The following is a 17,797-nucleotide window of genomic DNA, read 5'->3' as shown; positions in this document are numbered from 1 at the left end:
CTTTTCTTAATCACTTATAAACGATTCAATTTTTGTTCCCAGATTATTAGTTAGTGCCAAATCATAGATAAATTTGCCCAGTGCAACATCCAGAACGCCCAGCCCGAAAGGACTAAAAATGACAGTATCATTAGATTTTTCTCTGAGAGAGATACGTTTCTGAATTATATCAACAAGTGTTCCTTTGATAAAATGAGTATTACCTTCTTGTTGTTGGGCAAGGTGGATTGAAGTATTGGCGCGGCAAACATGGTCTGGATCATCTACAATGTTAATGTTTGTTGAAATAATTTGCGGCGATATATCCCGTAATGAGATAAGCAATATAGTCCTAGAATCTAACTGAACAGTAGGTAATTCATAGATATAAGGGGTGGCTGCGGTTGTTGCCAGTGAAATGAGAGGAGTAGACTCTAGAACCTGTTCTGCCGATGTGGCAACTTTCAGATGACAACTTGGAGCAATATCTTGAACTTTTGAGACAAAAGCTGTTGCGCGTTCAGGCTGCTTGTCAAATATCGTCAATGTTTTCAAGCTCTGAAAAATCGTGGAAAGAAATCGGAAGACCTCAAGATTGATTAGCCCGCATCCGATAAACCCGGCTTCAATCACATCCTCATTGACCAAGTTTTTGGCGGCAAGGGCTGCACTAGCAGCGGTTCTCTTGGCACTAATAATTGAACTTTCCATGATGCTGAGGGGATGTCCAGTTTCCATGGAATTGAGTATTAACACTGCAGAAGCCCTTGCTATATCCCGCTCAATATTAGCTGGAAAAGATGCAATCCATTTGATACCTGCTACATTAAAAGGTTCTCCCAAGTAAGCTGGCAAAGCAATGATACGATTGCTCAGGTTATCAGGAAATGTTAAAAAGGACGAGTGTGGCAATACACTTTTTCCCTGAGAATGTAGCTCATATGCCTGTTGCACCACATCCATGATTTTATTTTCCTGCTTGTTTAACAAGGATTCAATTTCTTGTTGTTTTAAAATTAGGATATCTGATTTTTGTGGCATTAATTATAGTTACCCTTTTACAATGATTTTACACGGAAAAGCTTAAATTTATGAATTTTGTGCTTTGATTGTAACAAATGTCATATAGTCATTGACATCGAATTTTTTTAACGTTTGTTCTAAACATTTTGTATACTCTTGTAATTCGCTGTTCGATAATCTGTCACTTTCCATTTCAAGTGGTTCTGACATAGAAAGCAATTGAGGTGTTTCGTGAACTACTTGCGGGCTTTCAAATCCAGTCTGTCTCAGCAGCTCGAGCATCTTCTCTTTTTCAATGGCATTGTTTTTGGCAAGTGCCACATAAATCCTGAATATTATGCTGGCAACAGAATCATTGCTGATTGGAGTAATTTTTTGATCTATGGCTTCTTTTATTAACTTATCTAGCTCTGGAGGCATTGAAGCTTCAGCCTTGTAAGCCTCTTCACAAAAAACAAAATTTACTCCCGGCTTTAACACTCGAAAAACTTCAGGAAATACTTTATTCTGATTCACAAGGCAAATACAGCAATTCGATATGACATAATCGAAGAAATTATTGTCAAAATCATACTTTCCCAAACCTATATCTTGAACATAAAAATCTGTCGCACTCTCATCAAGAGCAGTGCATTCTGCTGCACATGCTTTGGCTCTTGTAATCATCTCAGGCAAGAAATCCAATCCAATAGACAGCCCGCCCGGCATCACTTTCAGTCCGCCGAGTATAACATCTGTCCCTACTCCGCATCCCAAATCAAGAAGCTTCATTCCAGGTTGCAAATCACAAGCTGAGGTAGGATTACCGCAGGCAATCCCCATAATGGCTTTGGGAGGTAACATATCAAGCTGTATGTCAGTATATCCGCTTGCCAACATGCTTGCCCTATTATTTTGAATTAATTCATTTTTTGCTAAAGCTCCATACTCAGCTTTAATGTATTCTGACATAGTTTATCATCGTTATTGAATGGTGTAAAAAAGGAGTCAGGAGTCAGAAGGGAAGAATACAGAAGTTTTTTTAATAAAAAAACGACAATCATTGGTTTACAACTCATCTAGAAATGCTGTCGTTACCCTTTCACACTAAAAAGCTTGATTTTAGGAGCAGGGGTACCACGAAAATTCTGACTGAGAAGTTTTTTATAATACTCTTCACCAAAGTTCTCTTTAATCCACGTTTCTGAATAAAGAGTCTTTAAATAGCGGTCACCTCGGTCAGGAAGGATCATAACACAGATGCTGTCACTTTTCATCTGGTTTTGCATAGCCTCTACCGCAGCAACAACCCCCCCTGACGAAGCACCTGCCAAAATTCCTTCCCGTGCTACAAGCTGATGACAGCAACGAATACAATCTTGATCGGAAACGAGGATATAACCGTTAATTAGCTCATCGTTACAATGTATAGTTCTGACTCCAGCTCCCATACCTGGAAATCGTCTTATTGTTTGCTCATTGTCAAAAATTTGACTCCCCTTGACATCCACTGCAATAATTTGTGTATTGAGATTTTTTTTGCGGATGTATTCTGCACATCCCCTGATAGTGCCGCAGGTACTCACAGCACAAAACAAATAGTCAACTTGCTCGTTTAGTTGTTCTAATATTTCGCGCATCGTTTCATAATGTGCTAATGGATTATCAATATTGGAATACTGATTTATCCAGAAGAAATCTGGATTTTTATGGCATAGCATTTTTACCCGTTTTAGCCTTGCCTGGAGAAATTCACCAGTTTTAGGATCAGGTTCTGATACATAGTCAATTTCTCCACCATAGGCTTTGATAATATCGATATTTTGAGTGCTAGCCTTCGGATCTACGATACAAATCAACTTTAATTTGTAATAAGCACATACTTGGGCTAATCCTATACCAAGATTTCCAGAAGTTGATTCAATTACAGTGGTATTTTTCTTGAGATTTCCATTTTTCATAGCATTCTCAAGCATTTTGAGAGCAGTTCGGTCTTTAATACTTCCACCGGGATTAATAGTTTCTAATTTAGCAAAAAAGTTTATTGACGTTGTATCAAAGAGATTAGACAGTTGAATAATAGGCGTATTTCCAATTGCACTTATAATTCCTACCATTGTTTTTTTAGGCTTTTTCAAACATTACTGAGATGTCCGAATAGTTGAGCTATCGGAATTCACTTGGTGAAGTGTACAGGGAAATTGGGGCTAAGACAACACATCCATAGCCCCCACTGGGAGAATATTATACCACACGCCACGTTATCTAGTAGTTGATTCTTACCCAGAAAAACCCCAAGATATTAACCCGATAAGGAATCCGGCGTGTGACCCTTTTATTGTGAACATGGGGGGCTATTTCTCAATATAAGAGTGATTGTCCATCGTGGGATGCGGTTGAACAGGTGAGTCAGTTTGCTGTTGATAATCAGTTAGGCGTGTGGGGGAATCCCGCAGCGGTCAAGCCCTGGAATTATACACATAGTAATTAGTTGGGGTAGATCTAGCGAAACTGCGATATGCTTGTTATAATATCAAAAATCCACGCTGTTGGATCAAGTCATCAGAATCGACAATTGCTGTGGTTTTCTGTGGGTGATGCCAGGCCACGTTGCTGCAAAATCTACCGAAATCAAGATGTTATTATCCTGCTGCGGTGGAAAGTTATGTAGCTTAAACCCTCTCAGTGAGTACAGCAGGGTAATCCCATTGGAATCGAGTGATAAAATTACCCAAAATTTTGGGTAATCGCGCCCCCCTGACTGCCTGACACATCTGGGTGAAACCGATGCGTATCAGGCTCGACACTGTAACGACTGAATCCGTGAGAACCAGATGCGATCATAAAAATCCTCACGGGCTTTTTGAGAAGCAAAGCACGGTTGCGGGTCTTTGGGTAGCAAGGGGATAGGTGTTAAAAGTGGACGACCTTTGTGGAGAACTCCCATTAGCCAGCGCAGACCGATTTTCAGGTAGCTGATACCCCTTTGCCAATGAGGATCAACCTGCCGTCGCAGACCGTTAAGTTGAACGGCCATACCTTGAGTTGTGCTGTAGAGTAGAGCCACAGCAGCGACTAGGTAGAGTCGTTCGAGAGCGCTCGCGGAACGGATACGGGACTCTTCAAGTTTAAAGGCTCCTGACTTACTATCCAAAAATAATTCCTCGACCCGGAACCTCAAACCGTATTGCCACAAAGTTTTTAAATTGGGGGTTTCATCGGTTATGACTGCCCAGGGGTCTTTGACCCCTTTGATGTTGGCTAACACTAAATGAGAACGGTATTCCCCATCTTGCCATAAGCCCACATGGCGATAAAACACCGCTTCTCCTTTTGGCGGCCAAAGATAACTGAGTTCAATGGGATAGCGACGGGGACCGTGCAAATGGACATCACAGGGCAGCCGCAGACAGTAATGCCAATTGCTCCGTTGCAACCATTTCATCAGGGCATGGTTGGCAAAGCCCCGGTCGGCTAAGAGCATCACATCGGTATGTTGACGCAATATCCACCGGGCTTGGCGTAATAATGGCTGATATTCCTTGAAGGCCACCGTGGCACTACCATGCTCTAATACAAGCCAGAGAAATGGTACGGCACGACCACAACACACCACTGACAGATGAATCATACAATAACGATTCCAAAGCACTGTAGTATCTAGGGCTAGGTACAGACGGTGGGACTGCCAATCTTTCAATGCCAATAGCATCAAGGGAGTGTATAGCCCCTTCACGCCAATGAGCCGATTGCTCACAAACCGATGCCACCGACGTTCAAAGCTCTGAGCCAGTTTTGCTCGGCTCGATATCCCAGGCACTCAGGCTCAGCTGACCGCTGCTAATTAAGGCACTTACCATCCAAGCTAAGGTTTTTAGATGGCGCAGATCCCGATAGTTGCTGTATTGACGCAGGAAGTTTAACAGTTGATCATGAATTTGGGTAGAGTTGGACATGCTCTCATGGGCTGGTTGTGTCGTGACACTAGCCTCGCATATCCCTCTACCCCTTTTTTTCTCAAATAAGCGCGATCGCTCTGGCCCTACCACTTGTCTTTGACCGTCCCCTCACCACCGGCAACCATAACCTACGCAGAATCAGGTTTTGAGGCACTTGTGTCAGGCACTCAGCGCGCCCCCTCCTTATAGGACGGCTTTCTTTTTAAGTTAAAACTTGACAGTTTTCACGAAGCGTGTTAGTATAAAAACATAACAAAAAACAATTAATACTCTAGATAAACATGAGCTTAAAATAAGTAGATGATGTAAAAAATAAGCTAAGATATCAGCTTATTGCATAATCAAATCTAACGATTTGGATATCTACGAAAACATAAGATCAATAAAAAGTTTATCTAACTTGTTAAGTATATTAGGTACGGTGGGGTTTGAAGTTACCGTAAGAAGAGTGGAGCCTTTATATTTTTAGGGTTATGCAGAATAGGGATCAAGGTTTTGTACTAAGGCGACCCTCTGATAAGGTTTCGTTTCCGGCACACCGAAACCTAGGTCATAGACCAAGTACGCTTGTGGAGAGGAGACCTCTATTTTTTCTGGCTCCGGCCTGGTTAAACAAGTCACCTCGTAGAAGCAAGAATCCCCGTCCTTCCAGGGTGGGGAGTGTCAATGTAAAATAACCGGAAACTTGACAGCACAAGGCGAGTTATAAAGCGCACAAAGCCAGATAAAATTGATCTAAGTGCAACAGGGATATCATTGATGAGCTACTGGAGAATATTCTTTACCCTTCTCCCCGCTGGATTTCCTGGACAATCTCTATTTGAGTACCCATAGCATCCAAGGTGACTACAGCTCCCTTGAGGTTGAGCAACTTCAGCAGTTGTGTCAACACAGCCTCGATTGTCGGAAAGTTTCCTTCTACTCTTTATTTCTTTTGTCAAGTACAATTTATACCAAATCCAATGGGATTACCCTGCATTAATCAGAATCTGATTGACCAAAGGTCACGCTACGCGAACGCATTTCTGTTGAACCTGATTAATCGCTAACGCTTCACTAACTTCCGCGTCAATGCCCATCGCCCTTAACCGCTCTGCTAGCCGCTGTGACCGTTGTCGTTCTTGCTCGAAGAGTAACCTTGCCGGTTGAGGTTGTTGAGCTTCCCTTTCCGTGGAGGTCGGCATTCAATAGAATGTGAAGTCTTAAGTGTGAAGTGTGAAGGTTGGCTTGTTTAGTTGTTCACCTTTGGCCTCCGTAATTTTTCACAAGAATGAAACAGTCCTACAGGCTTCACCCGGGGGAGGATGTCAAATACCCATGCTCTAGCAGAAATTCCGGCGAAATTTCATCCATCGCTTCAGCAGCTGGTACTCGATTACCCAGCAACTTATCGACATATTTCCCTAAAATGTCACTTTCGATATTCACCCAATTGCCAGTCCGTAAGTGGCTAAGATTCGTATAGCTGTAACTATGGGGAATCACCGCTACTTTGAACCAACTGCCGTTGGGGTCACACTCAGCAATCGTTAGGCTGACCCCATTGACGGCAATGCTACCCTTGGGAACAAGATAACGAGCTATCTTATGCTGCCACACATCCGTCAAGGAAGCTGGTGCTGTAAAGCACATTTCCCAGGAGTTTGGTGTTTGTAAAGATTCCGTTAAGCAGCCAATACCGTCAATGTGACCCGTTACAAAATGACCCCCTAGTTTGCTACCCACACGCAAAGACGTTTCCAAATTAACGTAAGAAGTTGTCTGTAGCCTTTGTCCAAGGGTGGTGCGCCCCTGAGTTTCATCAGAAGCAGTGGTCGAGAAGCCTGTGGGCAAAACTGTCTCTACCGTTAGGCAAATTCCATCTACTGCTACACTATCACCAGGTTCTAAATCCTGTAAGATAACATCCATAGCATCAGAGGTAGCGGAGACAATAAAGCGATCGCTTCCCATTGGTCCAATTGTGCCGAGAGCTTGAATTAATCCTGTAAACACTGTTGTTTATACTGTTCTTCTGTAAGCGGATGAACTGGTGCAACTAGACTGTTAGTAGGAAAAGAGCTGGCATAGGTTTGTATTTTTTTAGTGAAGTGGCCAAACAAATTTCCTGAGACTAAGGCATACTTGGAGAATACAATCTTGTTGATCTCACCGAATTGGATTCTCAAGGGCTAATCTTACCGTTGACCGGTAACGTGAAAAGAACAGATCTGGCAAGCGCAAGTTTCGGTGCCCGTCTGTACAGTACTAGTTTACCGCTTCGCTTTGATGCCCCTGATGCTGACCGTATTCTAGAGGCTAAGCTGATGATTGAAATGAGAGTTGCTGGCATTGCAGTAGATACTGTAACACGTAGCCCCATCGTGTTACTCAAAGATGTCTTAGATCGGCGTGCTCTGCCAATCTATATTGGGCAAGATCAAGCAAAGGCAATTATCAGTGCTTTGGAAAGACAAACACCACCCCGTCCCCTGACCCATGACCTAATGGTCAATTTTCTAGAGGAGTGGAGCATAACACTGGATCGTGTTATAATACACTCTCTCCAAGATAACACATTCTATGCCAGCCTCTGTGTTAGTCAGGGTGAGACAAAGAAAGAAATTGATGCTCGACCAAGTGATGCCATCTCGATTGCCCTGCGTACTGGTAGTCCGATTTGGGTTATGGAAGAGGTGATTGCTGATGCTTCAATACCTGTAGACCAAGATAAGGATGAAGAGGAGCGTCGAGCTTTTCGGGAATTTGTATCTAATATCCGCCCAGAAGATTTTCTTCACCGTGGAGGATATAGTCGTGGTAGCTAAAGCCAAAATATTGGGATTAAACGGGATTTAACAGCAACAATATATTAATTGCTCTGTCAAAAAATTATGGAGATGTTTCTGAAAGCCTTACCATTTAGCCATTGGTGAGAGTTTTTCAGATGCTCTAATCCTGATGCTCTACCCCAAGTGAGCGTTGGGATAAATGGATATATCCCAAACTATCTATACCTGAAGCTATACCCGAAGCTATACCCCAAGACAATCGATGGCCATCAACTGAGCTTTTTACGCAACTGTTTTTCGGGCAACGAAGGTTTTAAGCAAAGACTTTGATTATTCAAGCAGTTGGGGAACATGCGTTATCGGCGGTTTGGTAAAACTAATCTCCAGCTTTCAGTATTTTCTTGCGGCACCATGCGTTGCTTATCATCTGAGTCCAATGCTCAGAAGACAGTGCAACAGGTAATCGCTCAAGGAATTAACCACTTGGAAACTGCCAGGGGTTACGGCAAGAGTGAAGAATACCTTGGTAACATCCTGAAAGCTGGATTGTCACTACCACGAGACCAGCTATATATCACCACCAAGATTCCACCAACCCCTGATGCTGATTTGATGAGTCAGTGGATTAATGATTCCTTAGAACGTCTACAGCTCGACTATGTGGATTGTTTAGCAATTCATGGGATTAACACTGAAGAGCATCTATCCTGGGTAAAGTCTAACACTGGCTGTATAGCAGCTGTCCAAAAAGCTGTCGCCGAGGGACGTATAAACCATGTTGGTTTCTCAACCCATGGTTCAATAGAAGTGATTCTAGGGGCAATTCAAACAGATTTTTTTGAATTCATTAACCTACATTACTATTACTTCTTTCAACGCAATGCTGCGGCGATTGAATTGGCTAATCAGAAGGATATGGGGATATTCATCATATCTCCTGCTGATAAAGGAGGCAAACTCTACACCCCACCACCAACGTTAGAGAAACTGTGCCATCCCTTCTCGCCACTGGAACTGAACTATCGGTTTTTATTAAGCGATCGTCGCATTACCACCCTTAGTATTGGACCGGCTAACCCAGATGAGCTGACTCTGCCTTTAAGTGTGGCTAACCGAGACGAGTCTTTGAGCCCAATGGAAGTGGTAGCATTCTCTCGTTTGGAAACCCACTTGAACAATGCTCTAGGAACTGACCGCTGTAGTCAATGCTATGCTTGTCTACCTTGCCCAGAAACCATTAACATTCCAGAAGTCTTGCGGTTGCGCAATCTTGCTTTAGCTTACGACATGACCGAGTTTGGTCAATACCGCTATCAAATGTTTGAAAATGCTGGTCATTGGTTTAGGGGGGTGAAGGGAAACCGTTGTACCCAGTGTGGTGAGTGTCTTCCCCGTTGCCCCGAACAACTGGATATTCCTTCCTTACTCTCTGATACCCACCAGCGTCTTAATGGTTCTCCTAGGCGTCGTCTTTGGGGATAAGGTTAGTTGGTTGTTCGCCCAAGGCAATTCGGTGTAGGGTAGGTTGAAGGTTGTTCGCGTAGCGTGGCCATTCGCGTAGCGTGGCCAATAGGCCAAGGCCAAGGTTGAAGGTTGAAGGTTGTTCGCGTAGCGTGGCCATTCGCGTAGCGTGGCCAATAGGCCAAGGCCAAGGTTGAAGGTTGAAGGTTGTTCGCGTAGCGTGGCCATTCGCGTAGCGTGGCCAATAGGCCAAGGCCAAGGTTAGTTGGTTGTTCGCCTTTGGCGTTCGGTGAAGGGTAGGTTATTTGGTTGTTCGCGTAGCGTGGCCATTCGCGTAGCGTGGCCAATAGGCCAAGGCCAAGGTTAATGGGTATCACTATTGATTTGACTGATGCTTTAGTGCATTCCTATGGATAAAAGAAACAACGTTACTAAAATAAATCCGTTTTACCTTGTGCCTTGTGTCTTGTGCCTTGTGTTTCTAGAGAGCTGTTTTCTGGTTGGTTGGAAGCCGGAACCACTTTTAGCTCAAAAGACTGTAGGAGTGCAGCCGGACACAGAAGCTGTGAATTTAAATGTCCTGCAGCCAGAGAATCTTCCTACTGATGGCTCTGTGATTACTGCTGATACTATCTCTCAAACTAAGCTCACTACTCCGAGTTTTTGGTGGGCTGATGAACAGTTTGGCGGTAAGCTACTGGATAATTGGTTAGCTTATCCGAGTAAAGGCCGGGTAGATTTGGTAGTGAATCGTCAACTCTGGAGTCTGCTTAACTATCTGGGTAGGTATGCTTTTATTAACAAAATGGGAAACGTTGCCAGGGATTATGACTACAATACCAGAGTATTTAACCAGCGAGGAAAGCCTTTAGGAGCTTATACCTGTGATGGTAATTCCATGTGCCAGGTGGAGGTATGTATTCCTGGTCAAGTACCTTTAGCTGGGAAAGTCTCGGCCTTTTGCCAGTTATCACAAAACTAGAACAGGCAATTTTCAAGTACTTCGCATTTCTTTCCACAAGGATTCATACTGCTTTTGTGTAGACTCTGGTAAGGGATGGAGAAATTCACACTTGTCCAGAATTGCTGCTTCTGGCAGCAGTAGAGGATTAGATTGGATATCTTGTGGCAGCGTATTTCTTGGCATATTAACCAGAATCGGGGAAGCAGCATTAGTCAGTAGAGAAATTTCCTTGGCTGATTTGCTTTGCCAGCAAAATTGAATCCACTCTTGGCTTAAATCCGACCCAGAGTTACTTTCTGAGGAGTCAGAAGCAGAGCTTACTGATACGGGTTTTACCCATACATCTGACCACAGGGCTGTTCCTGACTGAGGTACCACTGCCTCAATTTGGCGATCGCGTGTTCTTAGTGCCAGGATATCGGTAGACCAACCCACTGCAACCCAGGTATCCCCCAAAACTAGAGGTTTTAGGTAGTGATCCGAACTGTAGAATTTAACCTGTTTAGCCAGTTGTCGAAGTGCTGGTTTCAAGTCTTTGACTTGATTTAAATCCTGTTGATTATAGGATAAGCCTAGGTTTTTCAAGGTTAAACCAATCACTTCTCGGGGGTGGTCTAATACAGAAATGCGATCGCGTAAAGACTCACGCCACAAGTCACTCCAATCGGTAGGAGTCCAGCCTAAGGCTTTGAACTTGTCACGGCGATAGGCAATGACGGTAGCACCCCAGCGATAAGGAGCACCCCAAACTTTTCCTGAATTGTCTAGCTGACCAGTTTGGTCACCACGTTTGACCAGTTTCTGGTATTCTGGTGGCAGTTGTTTCCATCCTGGCAACGTTTCTATCTTCAAAGGTTGGATCAATTCCTGCTCAATGGCTGACTTGAGCCTATAATCTCCTAAGGTAACTAAATCAGGACTTATCGGTTTCCTAGACCTAATCCGGATCAAATCTAGGAGGGAGCGACCTTGATTATTGTTGGTTTTGCCTTGCTCTTTCAAGCTTTCCAGGAGTTGGAATAAAGCAGATAGTTGTTTCTCCGGGTCAAAATTTAGGGTAGCCCGTGATTTTAACGTCTTACGAAATTCACCCAACAGCTGAACTGGGATTGAATTTTGCAACAGCCTTACCTTTAAAGAGGCTTGTTGTCCAGTACAACCAGATGCTAACTGACTAAGGGCTATGGTACTAGCACCTAGTATCAAGGAGCGTCGCTTCATAAGTATTTCTGAATTTCCTCTGGTTACCAACTCTTTGACCTTAATTTACATTGGCTCAATAGCAACTACCATAGCTATTACCAATTAACTGACTTTTGTGATCTGCTAGACCAACAACCATCTGCTAGATCTAGTAAATCTAATCAATTAACAACTACTCATAGTCTGGTTAACAAAACTAATCCAAGTCAAGGGCTAAGGCATCTGAATCTAATTTTACATCAATGTAACATTAATTAAAATCAATAATAGTTATACTGTTATTAATGTAAGTTAATTAAGAGTAATCACGATCAAAAGAACGAAAACACCAGCTTGGTCTCCCTTTTCCTGCCTCTCCTCCCCCTGAACACACAGTCCTGTTTCAGAGCTAACTGTGACATACTCCCGACGTTGCCCTAACGGGACAACGCGGGCTTCTTGCCAACACCAGGTATCCCTTCGGTTGCTCGGCAAGCTTTACTACTGACGGAATGCCCTACCGCCAAATTTAATACATTGATCGCCGCATTCACATCCCTATCTGCTGTGTATCCACAATGAGGACAAGAATGAATGCGGTCTTTCAGTTTCTTTGGTACCTTTTTCCCACAATTGGAACAGTTTTGGCTAGTATTTCGAGGATTCACTGCAACTGTAAGTAACCCAGCATTTATGGCCGTAGGCCACGCTACGCGAACGGCTTTGGTTGACAGTATAGACAGGAATTGACCCCAGCCAGCGTCTAGTACAGACTTGGCGATTTTAGTCTTAGCCAAACCCTTAATATTTAACTTCTCATGAACAACTAGGTCGTGATTGTCTAGTAAGTTTTTCGCTGTTTTGAAGTGAAAATATTTTCTAGTATCGGCCACTTTTTTATGAGCTTTCCCTAGTTTAATAACAGCCTTTTTTCTGTTGTTGCTACCTTTTTTGGATCTGCTAACGGCTTTTTGAATCTTCTTTAGTAGTTTTTGAGCTTTCCGATAGTATTGAGGAATTGGCACCTCAGAGCCATCCGACTTAACCAGAAAGGACTTAAGACCCATATCTATCCCAACAGGACTAGAGGCGCTATCTACTGGGATAATATTTGGAACAGAATCATCCTGAATAGATAGTGTGACGTAGTACCCGTCAGCTTTTCGGGTTATGGTAGCCGTTTTGACTTTAAACCCTTCGGGGATAGGCCGATGGTAAATCATTTTGACCTTCCCAAATTTAGGAAGAGTCAAAATACTCCCAGTTATCGGGTTCTTAGAAAGAGCGGGGAAAGTCAACGATTTGTATCTATTTTTACTTTTAAATCTTGGCCTGCCACTTTTCTTTCCGTTACTGTCTCCTTTCAGGAAACGTTTAAAGGCTAGGTCTACCAGTTTAACGCAATCTTGCAAAACTTGAGACTGAACTGCCCCGTACCAAGGTCTATCCTTTTTTAGTTGAGGTAAAGTCTTTTTCTGAGAAAAGTAATCAGGATTATTTCTTAGTTCTGGCAAGTGACACACCAAAGGACAGGAGTTTATAGAACAACGATTTTGCTCATACCAGCTAAACCTATCAGCCAATAAGTAGTTATATTGATGACGGAGCATATCCAACCATCTTTCTACTTCCGCTTCTTGTGGCTTTGTTAATCTTAACCGGTACTGATCAGCTGACCTCATTGTTGCTATCTCCTATTTTTCGACCTACTATAAAGGTAACAAATGTTGTAACAGGTGTCAATTCAAAAATCAAATATCAACGATTTGTAATCAGAATGACTAATTTTGAAAAACAGCAGTTAAAACAGGAAGCCGACCGAAGGGGGATGACTTCATCTGAGTTGCTAAGAAGTTTAATAGCTCGTTTCCCTGAGCCAAAAAATACCTAGTCGGCAATTCCGTTTCACTTCATTGCCCCGCTATCATCCCGACGCTCACCTTATCAGGTAGAGCGCGGGGCTTCTCGCGGACTAGCTAAAAAATCTAGATCTGTAAGATAGAGTGATCGGGAGATAGAAATATCCAGATCAAGCAGTTAATGCACTGATTGGTTATCTTGTCAACTTCGATTACTTGACCATCTCTCTAGGAGTTAGATCAGGTAATGACATGGGCAAAAATATCCGTACGTTATGTATTAAAAATCACTAATGCCAAGGAATTAATTCCGAAAAAACCGATTGTGCTAATTGTGGTGCGGAACTTGGGATAAAAGACAATTATTAATTAAGGTTGAATTAATCAGGGTAAATATCAAGATATACAGCGGCTATCTGGCATTTTTGAAAAAATTACTCTGGAAAACAGACTCTAAGGAGTTTAGAACTGATTTTTGACAGATTTTTGGCAATAGTTAAATAAATCAGCAATTCATCGGATTTTCATCGTTAAGTGACTAGGATAAAAAAGAACTAAGTTATGGCAGTTTAAAATCCTATGGATGAATATCAAAATCAAATCATGGCTCTAAGTCATAGAGTAGATACGCTGTGCGAAGCCATCGAAAAACTCAGTTTGAAGGTTTCAGAAGGTCTTTCTGAACTCAAAAATAGTTCAAGGCAGGAAACTGAGCAATCTCAGCCAACTGGGCAACCGATACCCCGGACCCACGAAAGTCAAAGTGCCATTAACCTACTGACCCAACATAAAGATGTGCTGATTGATAGTAACTCTGGGCTAGGTAGTTTCTCTAGCAATAGCAACAATAATATCTCTGCCGATATTCAAGTCCAACGCTTAACTGCCCAACTTACAGCAGCCTACAATCGGATTGCTGCCTTAGAAGAACAACTCCTAGCACAGCGAATTCATTCCTAATTGCCAGTCTTCTCCAGATTAGCCTCAGGGTTCAAGGTTAATAGCTAAAACAAATCAGTGCCTCTGCCAAGGATTTTCTAACTAACTTGGTCAGACTGTAAAGTGTTTTTTAACTGGCTCCAACAACAATCACCTCAGAGAAAGACCATATTGCTCCACCAAGTTTTCAATGGCTTGAAGTAATTCAGCCGAGTTCCAACCCTTATAAAGGTGGGCTGCGATCGCACATCCTCCAGCACCCACACCTTCCTTGACATATCCTTGCTCATATGCCTGTAGCTGAGGATAACGAGACTGGGTAAAACTCAATTGTGTTGCCAAAAGGGGTACACTCCCAATATCTTGTGCTAATCCAACCGTGTCACCAGTCGAGTCTTCTGCCACCCAGCGAGTTGTTCCCACAACTACTTGTGCTGGTTGCCATGCTAGGGAATTACCCTCAGTAATACTGGGGTAAGCTAAAACCGACTCTGCCAATGCCTGTGCTAAGGTATAAACCGCTAGCATTTGGGTACCACCAGCGAGTAAAACGCCACAGCGACGACTAGCTGCCATTGCCATACCTGCTGCGGCAATTTGCATCGGATCTCCCACCGCTGCCACTAGCTTTAAGTGATCAAGTGGTGAGGGGGTGAGGGGGTGAGAGGATGAGGAGGTGACGGAGTATAAAGGTGCGGGGTCGTAGGGGTGAAACGGTGAATTTTTCTTCCTAGGTTCGGTTTCAGGAAGCTCCCCGGCTCCCCTACCCCCTAACCCAGCTCGTTGTAACCCCAGCTGCACCACGTCCCATTTTTGACCATGATTGCACTGGGGATGGCTACTGTTAACCTTGCCAGCTGCATCAATCCCCAAGCCAGTGAGCAGGCTAAGTGCGGTGGTAGTTCCCCCAACCACACACTCACTAATAATCAGATAGCTATCACCAACCACACTTGCTAGCTTTTCTCCCCACTGTAAACCTTGCTCAAATAGTCGTTTGACTGTTTCCAGGGGCAAGGCATTGCCAGAAGTTAGGCACTTAGCAGGAATACCACCTAAGTCAATCGCTGGTACTGTCGGAGGGTGAGGTAAACCAGCATTGAACAGATAGATCGGTAGGTTAAATGCCTCAACTACAGCACGGGAAATAAAGACAGGGGATACTCCCACAGTTAGAGGAGGAAGGGGATATTGAGGTTGGCGAGTAACTCCATTGACCAAAAACTCAGCATCTGCGATCGCAGTATACTGACGATCATCTGGGGTAGCACCAGCAGCAGAAATGCCTGGAATCAACCCAGTAGCAGTGAATCCTAAAATACAAGCAAATACCGGTGAGCATCCCTGATACTGCTGTAACCACCGTTTTCCCTTTACCTGCTGGGTATAAACTCGGATCATTAGTCCTTAATCCTTAGTCCTTAGTTCTTATATGAAATAGAAAAAACATACTACACTACAGATTAATTGTGGTTAAAGGTAACAGTTAACTTTGGATAAGTTAACAGAATAATTTACAAAAAGTCGCAAATAAAGTAGGAAATATTTAACTATTTAATAGTAATCCTTTTTATTTCACAAAAAAATAAAATTAGCAATATAATTCCATAAATTTAGATTAAATAAAAGAACGATTGCCATACTTACCACGGGCATAAACTGAGCTAAAGGTAATCAATCAAGCTTAAGCTGTAAGCTCCAAAGGCTCAGAGCTGATAACTGTTTGCGTAAAGCGTAGCCCCCAAGTAGCGCGTAAGCTGACCGTTGAAAGTATAACAAACAGTCTCTTCGCAATTACAAGCAGGGTAATCGCATTGGAATCGAGTGATAAAATTACTGTAAAATGACCGGAAACTTGACAGCACAAGGGGAGTTATAAAGCGCACAAAGCTAGATAAAATTGAGCTTTGTGCAACATGGAGATCATTGCTGAGCTATTGGAGAATATTCTTTACCTCCTTGGTCTTCCGAGATCTAGTTTCGCCACTGGACTAAGCTACCCTATGACTCAGCCACGCTAGCAGCCAGGATTTTCATTACTGAGTTATTGTCTATCCCAGCCCTGTAACGCTTCATCTTCAAACTCTGCTTGGAGGGTTCACGATCCACGTAAATTGACACTCAAACGACGCAACAAGCCGAGGTTTTCTGCACCATGACCCTGACGTACTCGACTGGCATCTTCATCAAAGGTGACATCAAGAACCCAATGTAAGCTATTTTCAATACAAAGCGTGGGAGCGAATCACTTGATTGTGCCGCTGGGCATCCGCTTCCAAGCTACTGAGGTACAACCTCACCTCTGTGGTTGTTTTGTTCCATAATTGTCTGTAAGAGCGAACCATCACCACTGTGGTTAAACCCAACCACTGATTTTGGCGATGTAAAGGTGGTAATTGAGTTACTGGCACTGCCCAAACTTCCCGGGTTTCCAGGCGATGATGCCCACTTTCAGTCGTTTGATCATAGCTGTAGTCAATCCCCTGCCAATGGTGAGCTTGAGCTTGGTCAAACCAAGCTTTTACCTGCTCACAGAGCTTACCTTGATTACCTTTGAGAGCCAGGACATAGTCCCCTTCTCCCCGCTGGATTTCCTGGACAATCTCTATTTGAGTACCCATAGCATCCAAGGTGACTACAGCTCCCTTGAGGTTGAGCAACAACAGCCTTCGTGGCACTGCGGTCATTTCATTGGACTTGCTCTCTACTTTTTGCGCTTGCTAGCACTAAACTATGCTCACTACTCCAGGCGCTGACACTATGCAACGCTTTGAGCTTCTTTTCCCGGTCATAGGAGCCTCTGGCTGTCTTACCATCTATATGAATCATCTCCAGATTTAATTTCTCTGTGATGCTGCTGATCCAATTGAGGAAGCTGTGGTTGAGTTCCTCTGGCTCTAGCTGGGACAATACTCTTCCAAAGGTATCGTGTGAAGGAATTCCATTGGGTATTTCCAGAAATTTCTCTAGCCACTCAAGCTTTGCTTTTCCATAGGTTTCTATTCCCACAAACCCCTCCGCTCCTGAGAGTATCGCGCTTGTTGGCTATGGTGATAATTGCCACTAGACTATGAGCTTTCCTTGAACCCACTCTCGGGTCTTCCAAATGTTGAAAATGCTTAATGACGCTTTTTCTGAGGATTTCTGCCTCTGGTTCTTCAATGGATGTCATAACGCCCTTGCCAAAGCCTTTTGCCATGATTAGTGACCTGGAAATGGGAATTGTTCTTCCCTATTATGGTAGCTTCGTCAGTTGTGCAACACAGCCTCGATTGTCGGAAAGTTTTATTACACTCTTTATTTCTTTTGTCAAGTACAATTTATACCAAGTTCAATGCGATTACCCTGCAATTACAAGTGACCAATGACTAATAGCTCAATCGTAATCCAGCAAAACTTTTACCCAGTTTGGTGGTCTAGGAATCGGGTTTCCTAATCGGTCGAGCATTAGTAAAGCTACAATATGCACTACAAATAAATAAATGGCATTGTTAATAATAATCATTACTATAGCCAAAGTTTGAACTAGAAATAGACTGGGCTGAAATAGCAACCCCAGCTTGACAAACCACCAATCCAATAATCCTGTCACCTGGGTCATCACGTAAACCCAGAGGTCTTCCCCCAATAGAATTGAGAACAACCAAAACCGAAAAAAGAAGCCTATTGTACCAATTAGCG

16 protein-coding genes and 2 pseudogenes are annotated in these 17,797 nt (G+C 43.2%); 4 read left to right on the top strand and 14 right to left on the bottom strand.

The window, feature by feature from the left end; translation table 11 throughout:
• Positions 1-6: 6 nt before the first annotated feature.
• The 8 genes from sbnB to F6K53_RS29090 form a co-directional block, all read right to left on the bottom strand.
• Entirely contained in the window at positions 7-1,020 is a 1,014-nt protein-coding gene (sbnB, locus tag F6K53_RS29125; RefSeq protein WP_293061852.1) for a 2,3-diaminopropionate biosynthesis protein SbnB, read from the bottom strand.
• A gap of 48 nt (positions 1,021-1,068) precedes the next feature.
• Positions 1,069-1,953 (bottom strand): methyltransferase domain-containing protein, encoded by an 885-nt coding sequence (locus tag F6K53_RS29120; RefSeq protein ID WP_293061850.1) that lies wholly within the window; start codon positions 1,951-1,953, stop codon positions 1,069-1,071.
• Positions 1,954-2,075: 122 nt separating this feature from the next.
• Complete coding sequence (gene sbnA / locus F6K53_RS29115) at positions 2,076-3,119, bottom strand: 2,3-diaminopropionate biosynthesis protein SbnA (RefSeq protein ID WP_293083070.1); 1,044 nt, start codon at positions 3,117-3,119, stop codon at positions 2,076-2,078.
• Between the two features lie 656 nt (positions 3,120-3,775).
• Complete coding sequence (locus tag F6K53_RS29110; RefSeq protein ID WP_293072346.1) at positions 3,776-4,801, bottom strand: transposase; 1,026 nt, start codon at positions 4,799-4,801, stop codon at positions 3,776-3,778.
• Positions 4,758-5,030 carry a hypothetical protein gene (locus F6K53_RS29105; protein WP_293072345.1) on the bottom strand — a complete coding sequence of 91 codons (273 nt, stop codon included), beginning with the start codon at positions 5,028-5,030 and terminating at the stop codon, positions 4,758-4,760. Before F6K53_RS29105 ends, F6K53_RS29110 begins: the two co-directional genes overlap by 44 nt.
• A 914-nt stretch (positions 5,031-5,944) precedes the next feature.
• Positions 5,945-6,124, bottom strand: a complete 180-nt coding sequence (locus F6K53_RS29100; protein WP_293083067.1) for a hypothetical protein — start codon at positions 6,122-6,124, stop codon at positions 5,945-5,947.
• Between the two features lie 106 nt (positions 6,125-6,230).
• Positions 6,231-6,935 carry a riboflavin synthase gene (locus F6K53_RS29095; RefSeq protein ID WP_293083065.1) on the bottom strand — a complete coding sequence of 235 codons (705 nt, stop codon included), beginning with the start codon at positions 6,933-6,935 and terminating at the stop codon, positions 6,231-6,233.
• Entirely contained in the window at positions 6,920-7,108 is a 189-nt protein-coding gene (locus F6K53_RS29090; protein WP_293061845.1) for a hypothetical protein, read from the bottom strand. Before F6K53_RS29090 ends, F6K53_RS29095 begins: the two co-directional genes overlap by 16 nt.
• Positions 7,109-7,246: 138 nt before the next feature.
• On the opposite strand from F6K53_RS29090, the gene F6K53_RS29085 reads away from it, so the two are divergent.
• Positions 7,247-7,747: a bifunctional nuclease family protein gene (locus tag F6K53_RS29085; RefSeq protein ID WP_070396955.1), complete on the top strand. Its 501-nt coding sequence runs from the start codon at positions 7,247-7,249 to the stop codon at positions 7,745-7,747.
• Positions 7,748-8,062: 315 nt separating this feature from the next.
• Positions 8,063-9,193: an aldo/keto reductase gene (locus F6K53_RS29080; protein WP_293083086.1), complete on the top strand. Its 1,131-nt coding sequence runs from the start codon at positions 8,063-8,065 to the stop codon at positions 9,191-9,193.
• Positions 9,194-9,195: 2 nt separating this feature from the next.
• On the opposite strand, the gene F6K53_RS29075 is transcribed toward F6K53_RS29080, so the two are convergent.
• Positions 9,196-9,549, bottom strand: coding sequence for a hypothetical protein (locus tag F6K53_RS29075; RefSeq protein ID WP_293070403.1), 354 nt, complete (start codon positions 9,547-9,549; stop codon positions 9,196-9,198).
• A gap of 32 nt (positions 9,550-9,581) precedes the next feature.
• On the opposite strand from F6K53_RS29075, the gene F6K53_RS29070 reads away from it, so the two are divergent.
• The gene (locus F6K53_RS29070) at positions 9,582-10,154 is read left to right on the top strand and encodes a hypothetical protein (RefSeq protein WP_293083062.1); all 573 of its coding nucleotides are present in this window, start codon (positions 9,582-9,584) and stop codon (positions 10,152-10,154) included.
• A gap of 12 nt (positions 10,155-10,166) precedes the next feature.
• Here the strand turns inward: F6K53_RS29070 and F6K53_RS29065 are convergent, their stop codons facing one another.
• Both F6K53_RS29065 and F6K53_RS29060 read right to left on the bottom strand, forming a co-directional pair.
• Positions 10,167-11,357, bottom strand: a complete 1,191-nt coding sequence (locus F6K53_RS29065) for an extracellular solute-binding protein (RefSeq protein WP_293083059.1) — start codon at positions 11,355-11,357, stop codon at positions 10,167-10,169.
• 398 nt (positions 11,358-11,755) lie between these two features.
• Positions 11,756-13,000: a transposase gene (locus F6K53_RS29060; RefSeq protein ID WP_293070397.1), complete on the bottom strand. Its 1,245-nt coding sequence runs from the start codon at positions 12,998-13,000 to the stop codon at positions 11,756-11,758.
• A 756-nt stretch (positions 13,001-13,756) separates the two neighbouring features.
• Between F6K53_RS29060 and F6K53_RS29055 the strand changes: the two genes are divergently transcribed.
• Entirely contained in the window at positions 13,757-14,137 is a 381-nt protein-coding gene (locus F6K53_RS29055; protein WP_293070395.1) for a hypothetical protein, read from the top strand.
• A gap of 129 nt (positions 14,138-14,266) precedes the next feature.
• Here the strand turns inward: F6K53_RS29055 and F6K53_RS29050 are convergent, their stop codons facing one another.
• The 3 genes and pseudogenes from F6K53_RS29050 to F6K53_RS29040 form a co-directional block, all read right to left on the bottom strand.
• A complete protein-coding gene (locus F6K53_RS29050; protein WP_293070393.1) occupies positions 14,267-15,517 on the bottom strand; it encodes a nicotinate-nucleotide--dimethylbenzimidazole phosphoribosyltransferase in 1,251 nt (416 codons plus the stop codon).
• A gap of 600 nt (positions 15,518-16,117) precedes the next feature.
• A pseudogene (locus F6K53_RS29045) lies at positions 16,118-17,288 on the bottom strand (ISAs1 family transposase).
• Between the two features lie 204 nt (positions 17,289-17,492).
• Positions 17,493-17,797, bottom strand: a pseudogene (locus F6K53_RS29040) (DUF2232 domain-containing protein); the annotation flags it as partial.

It is taken from the genome of Moorena sp. SIO4A1, assembly GCF_010672065.1.
Taxonomy (GTDB): domain Bacteria; phylum Cyanobacteriota; class Cyanobacteriia; order Cyanobacteriales; family Coleofasciculaceae; genus Moorena.
The sequence above is the reverse complement of the archived record's forward strand: the minus strand, read 5'-3'. Positions and strand labels throughout refer to the sequence as shown.

What these genes read in the sequence shown, in the direction of transcription:
- F6K53_RS29070 (WP_293083062.1), top strand. Translation starts at nt 9,582, where the DNA reads ATGGATAAAAGAAACAACGTTACTAAAATAAATCCGTTTTACCTTGTG.
- F6K53_RS29080 (WP_293083086.1), top strand. Translation starts at nt 8,063, where the DNA reads ATGCGTTATCGGCGGTTTGGTAAAACTAATCTCCAGCTTTCAGTATTT.
- F6K53_RS29055 (WP_293070395.1), top strand. Translation starts at nt 13,757, where the DNA reads ATGGATGAATATCAAAATCAAATCATGGCTCTAAGTCATAGAGTAGAT.
- F6K53_RS29100 (WP_293083067.1), bottom strand. Translation starts at nt 6,124, where the DNA reads ATGCCGACCTCCACGGAAAGGGAAGCTCAACAACCTCAACCGGCAAGG.
- sbnB (WP_293061852.1), bottom strand. Translation starts at nt 1,020, where the DNA reads ATGCCACAAAAATCAGATATCCTAATTTTAAAACAACAAGAAATTGAA.
- F6K53_RS29050 (WP_293070393.1), bottom strand. Translation starts at nt 15,517, where the DNA reads ATGATCCGAGTTTATACCCAGCAGGTAAAGGGAAAACGGTGGTTACAG.
- F6K53_RS29120 (WP_293061850.1), bottom strand. Translation starts at nt 1,953, where the DNA reads ATGTCAGAATACATTAAAGCTGAGTATGGAGCTTTAGCAAAAAATGAA.
- F6K53_RS29065 (WP_293083059.1), bottom strand. Translation starts at nt 11,357, where the DNA reads ATGAAGCGACGCTCCTTGATACTAGGTGCTAGTACCATAGCCCTTAGT.
- F6K53_RS29085 (WP_070396955.1), top strand. Translation starts at nt 7,247, where the DNA reads ATGATTGAAATGAGAGTTGCTGGCATTGCAGTAGATACTGTAACACGT.
- F6K53_RS29060 (WP_293070397.1), bottom strand. Translation starts at nt 13,000, where the DNA reads ATGAGGTCAGCTGATCAGTACCGGTTAAGATTAACAAAGCCACAAGAA.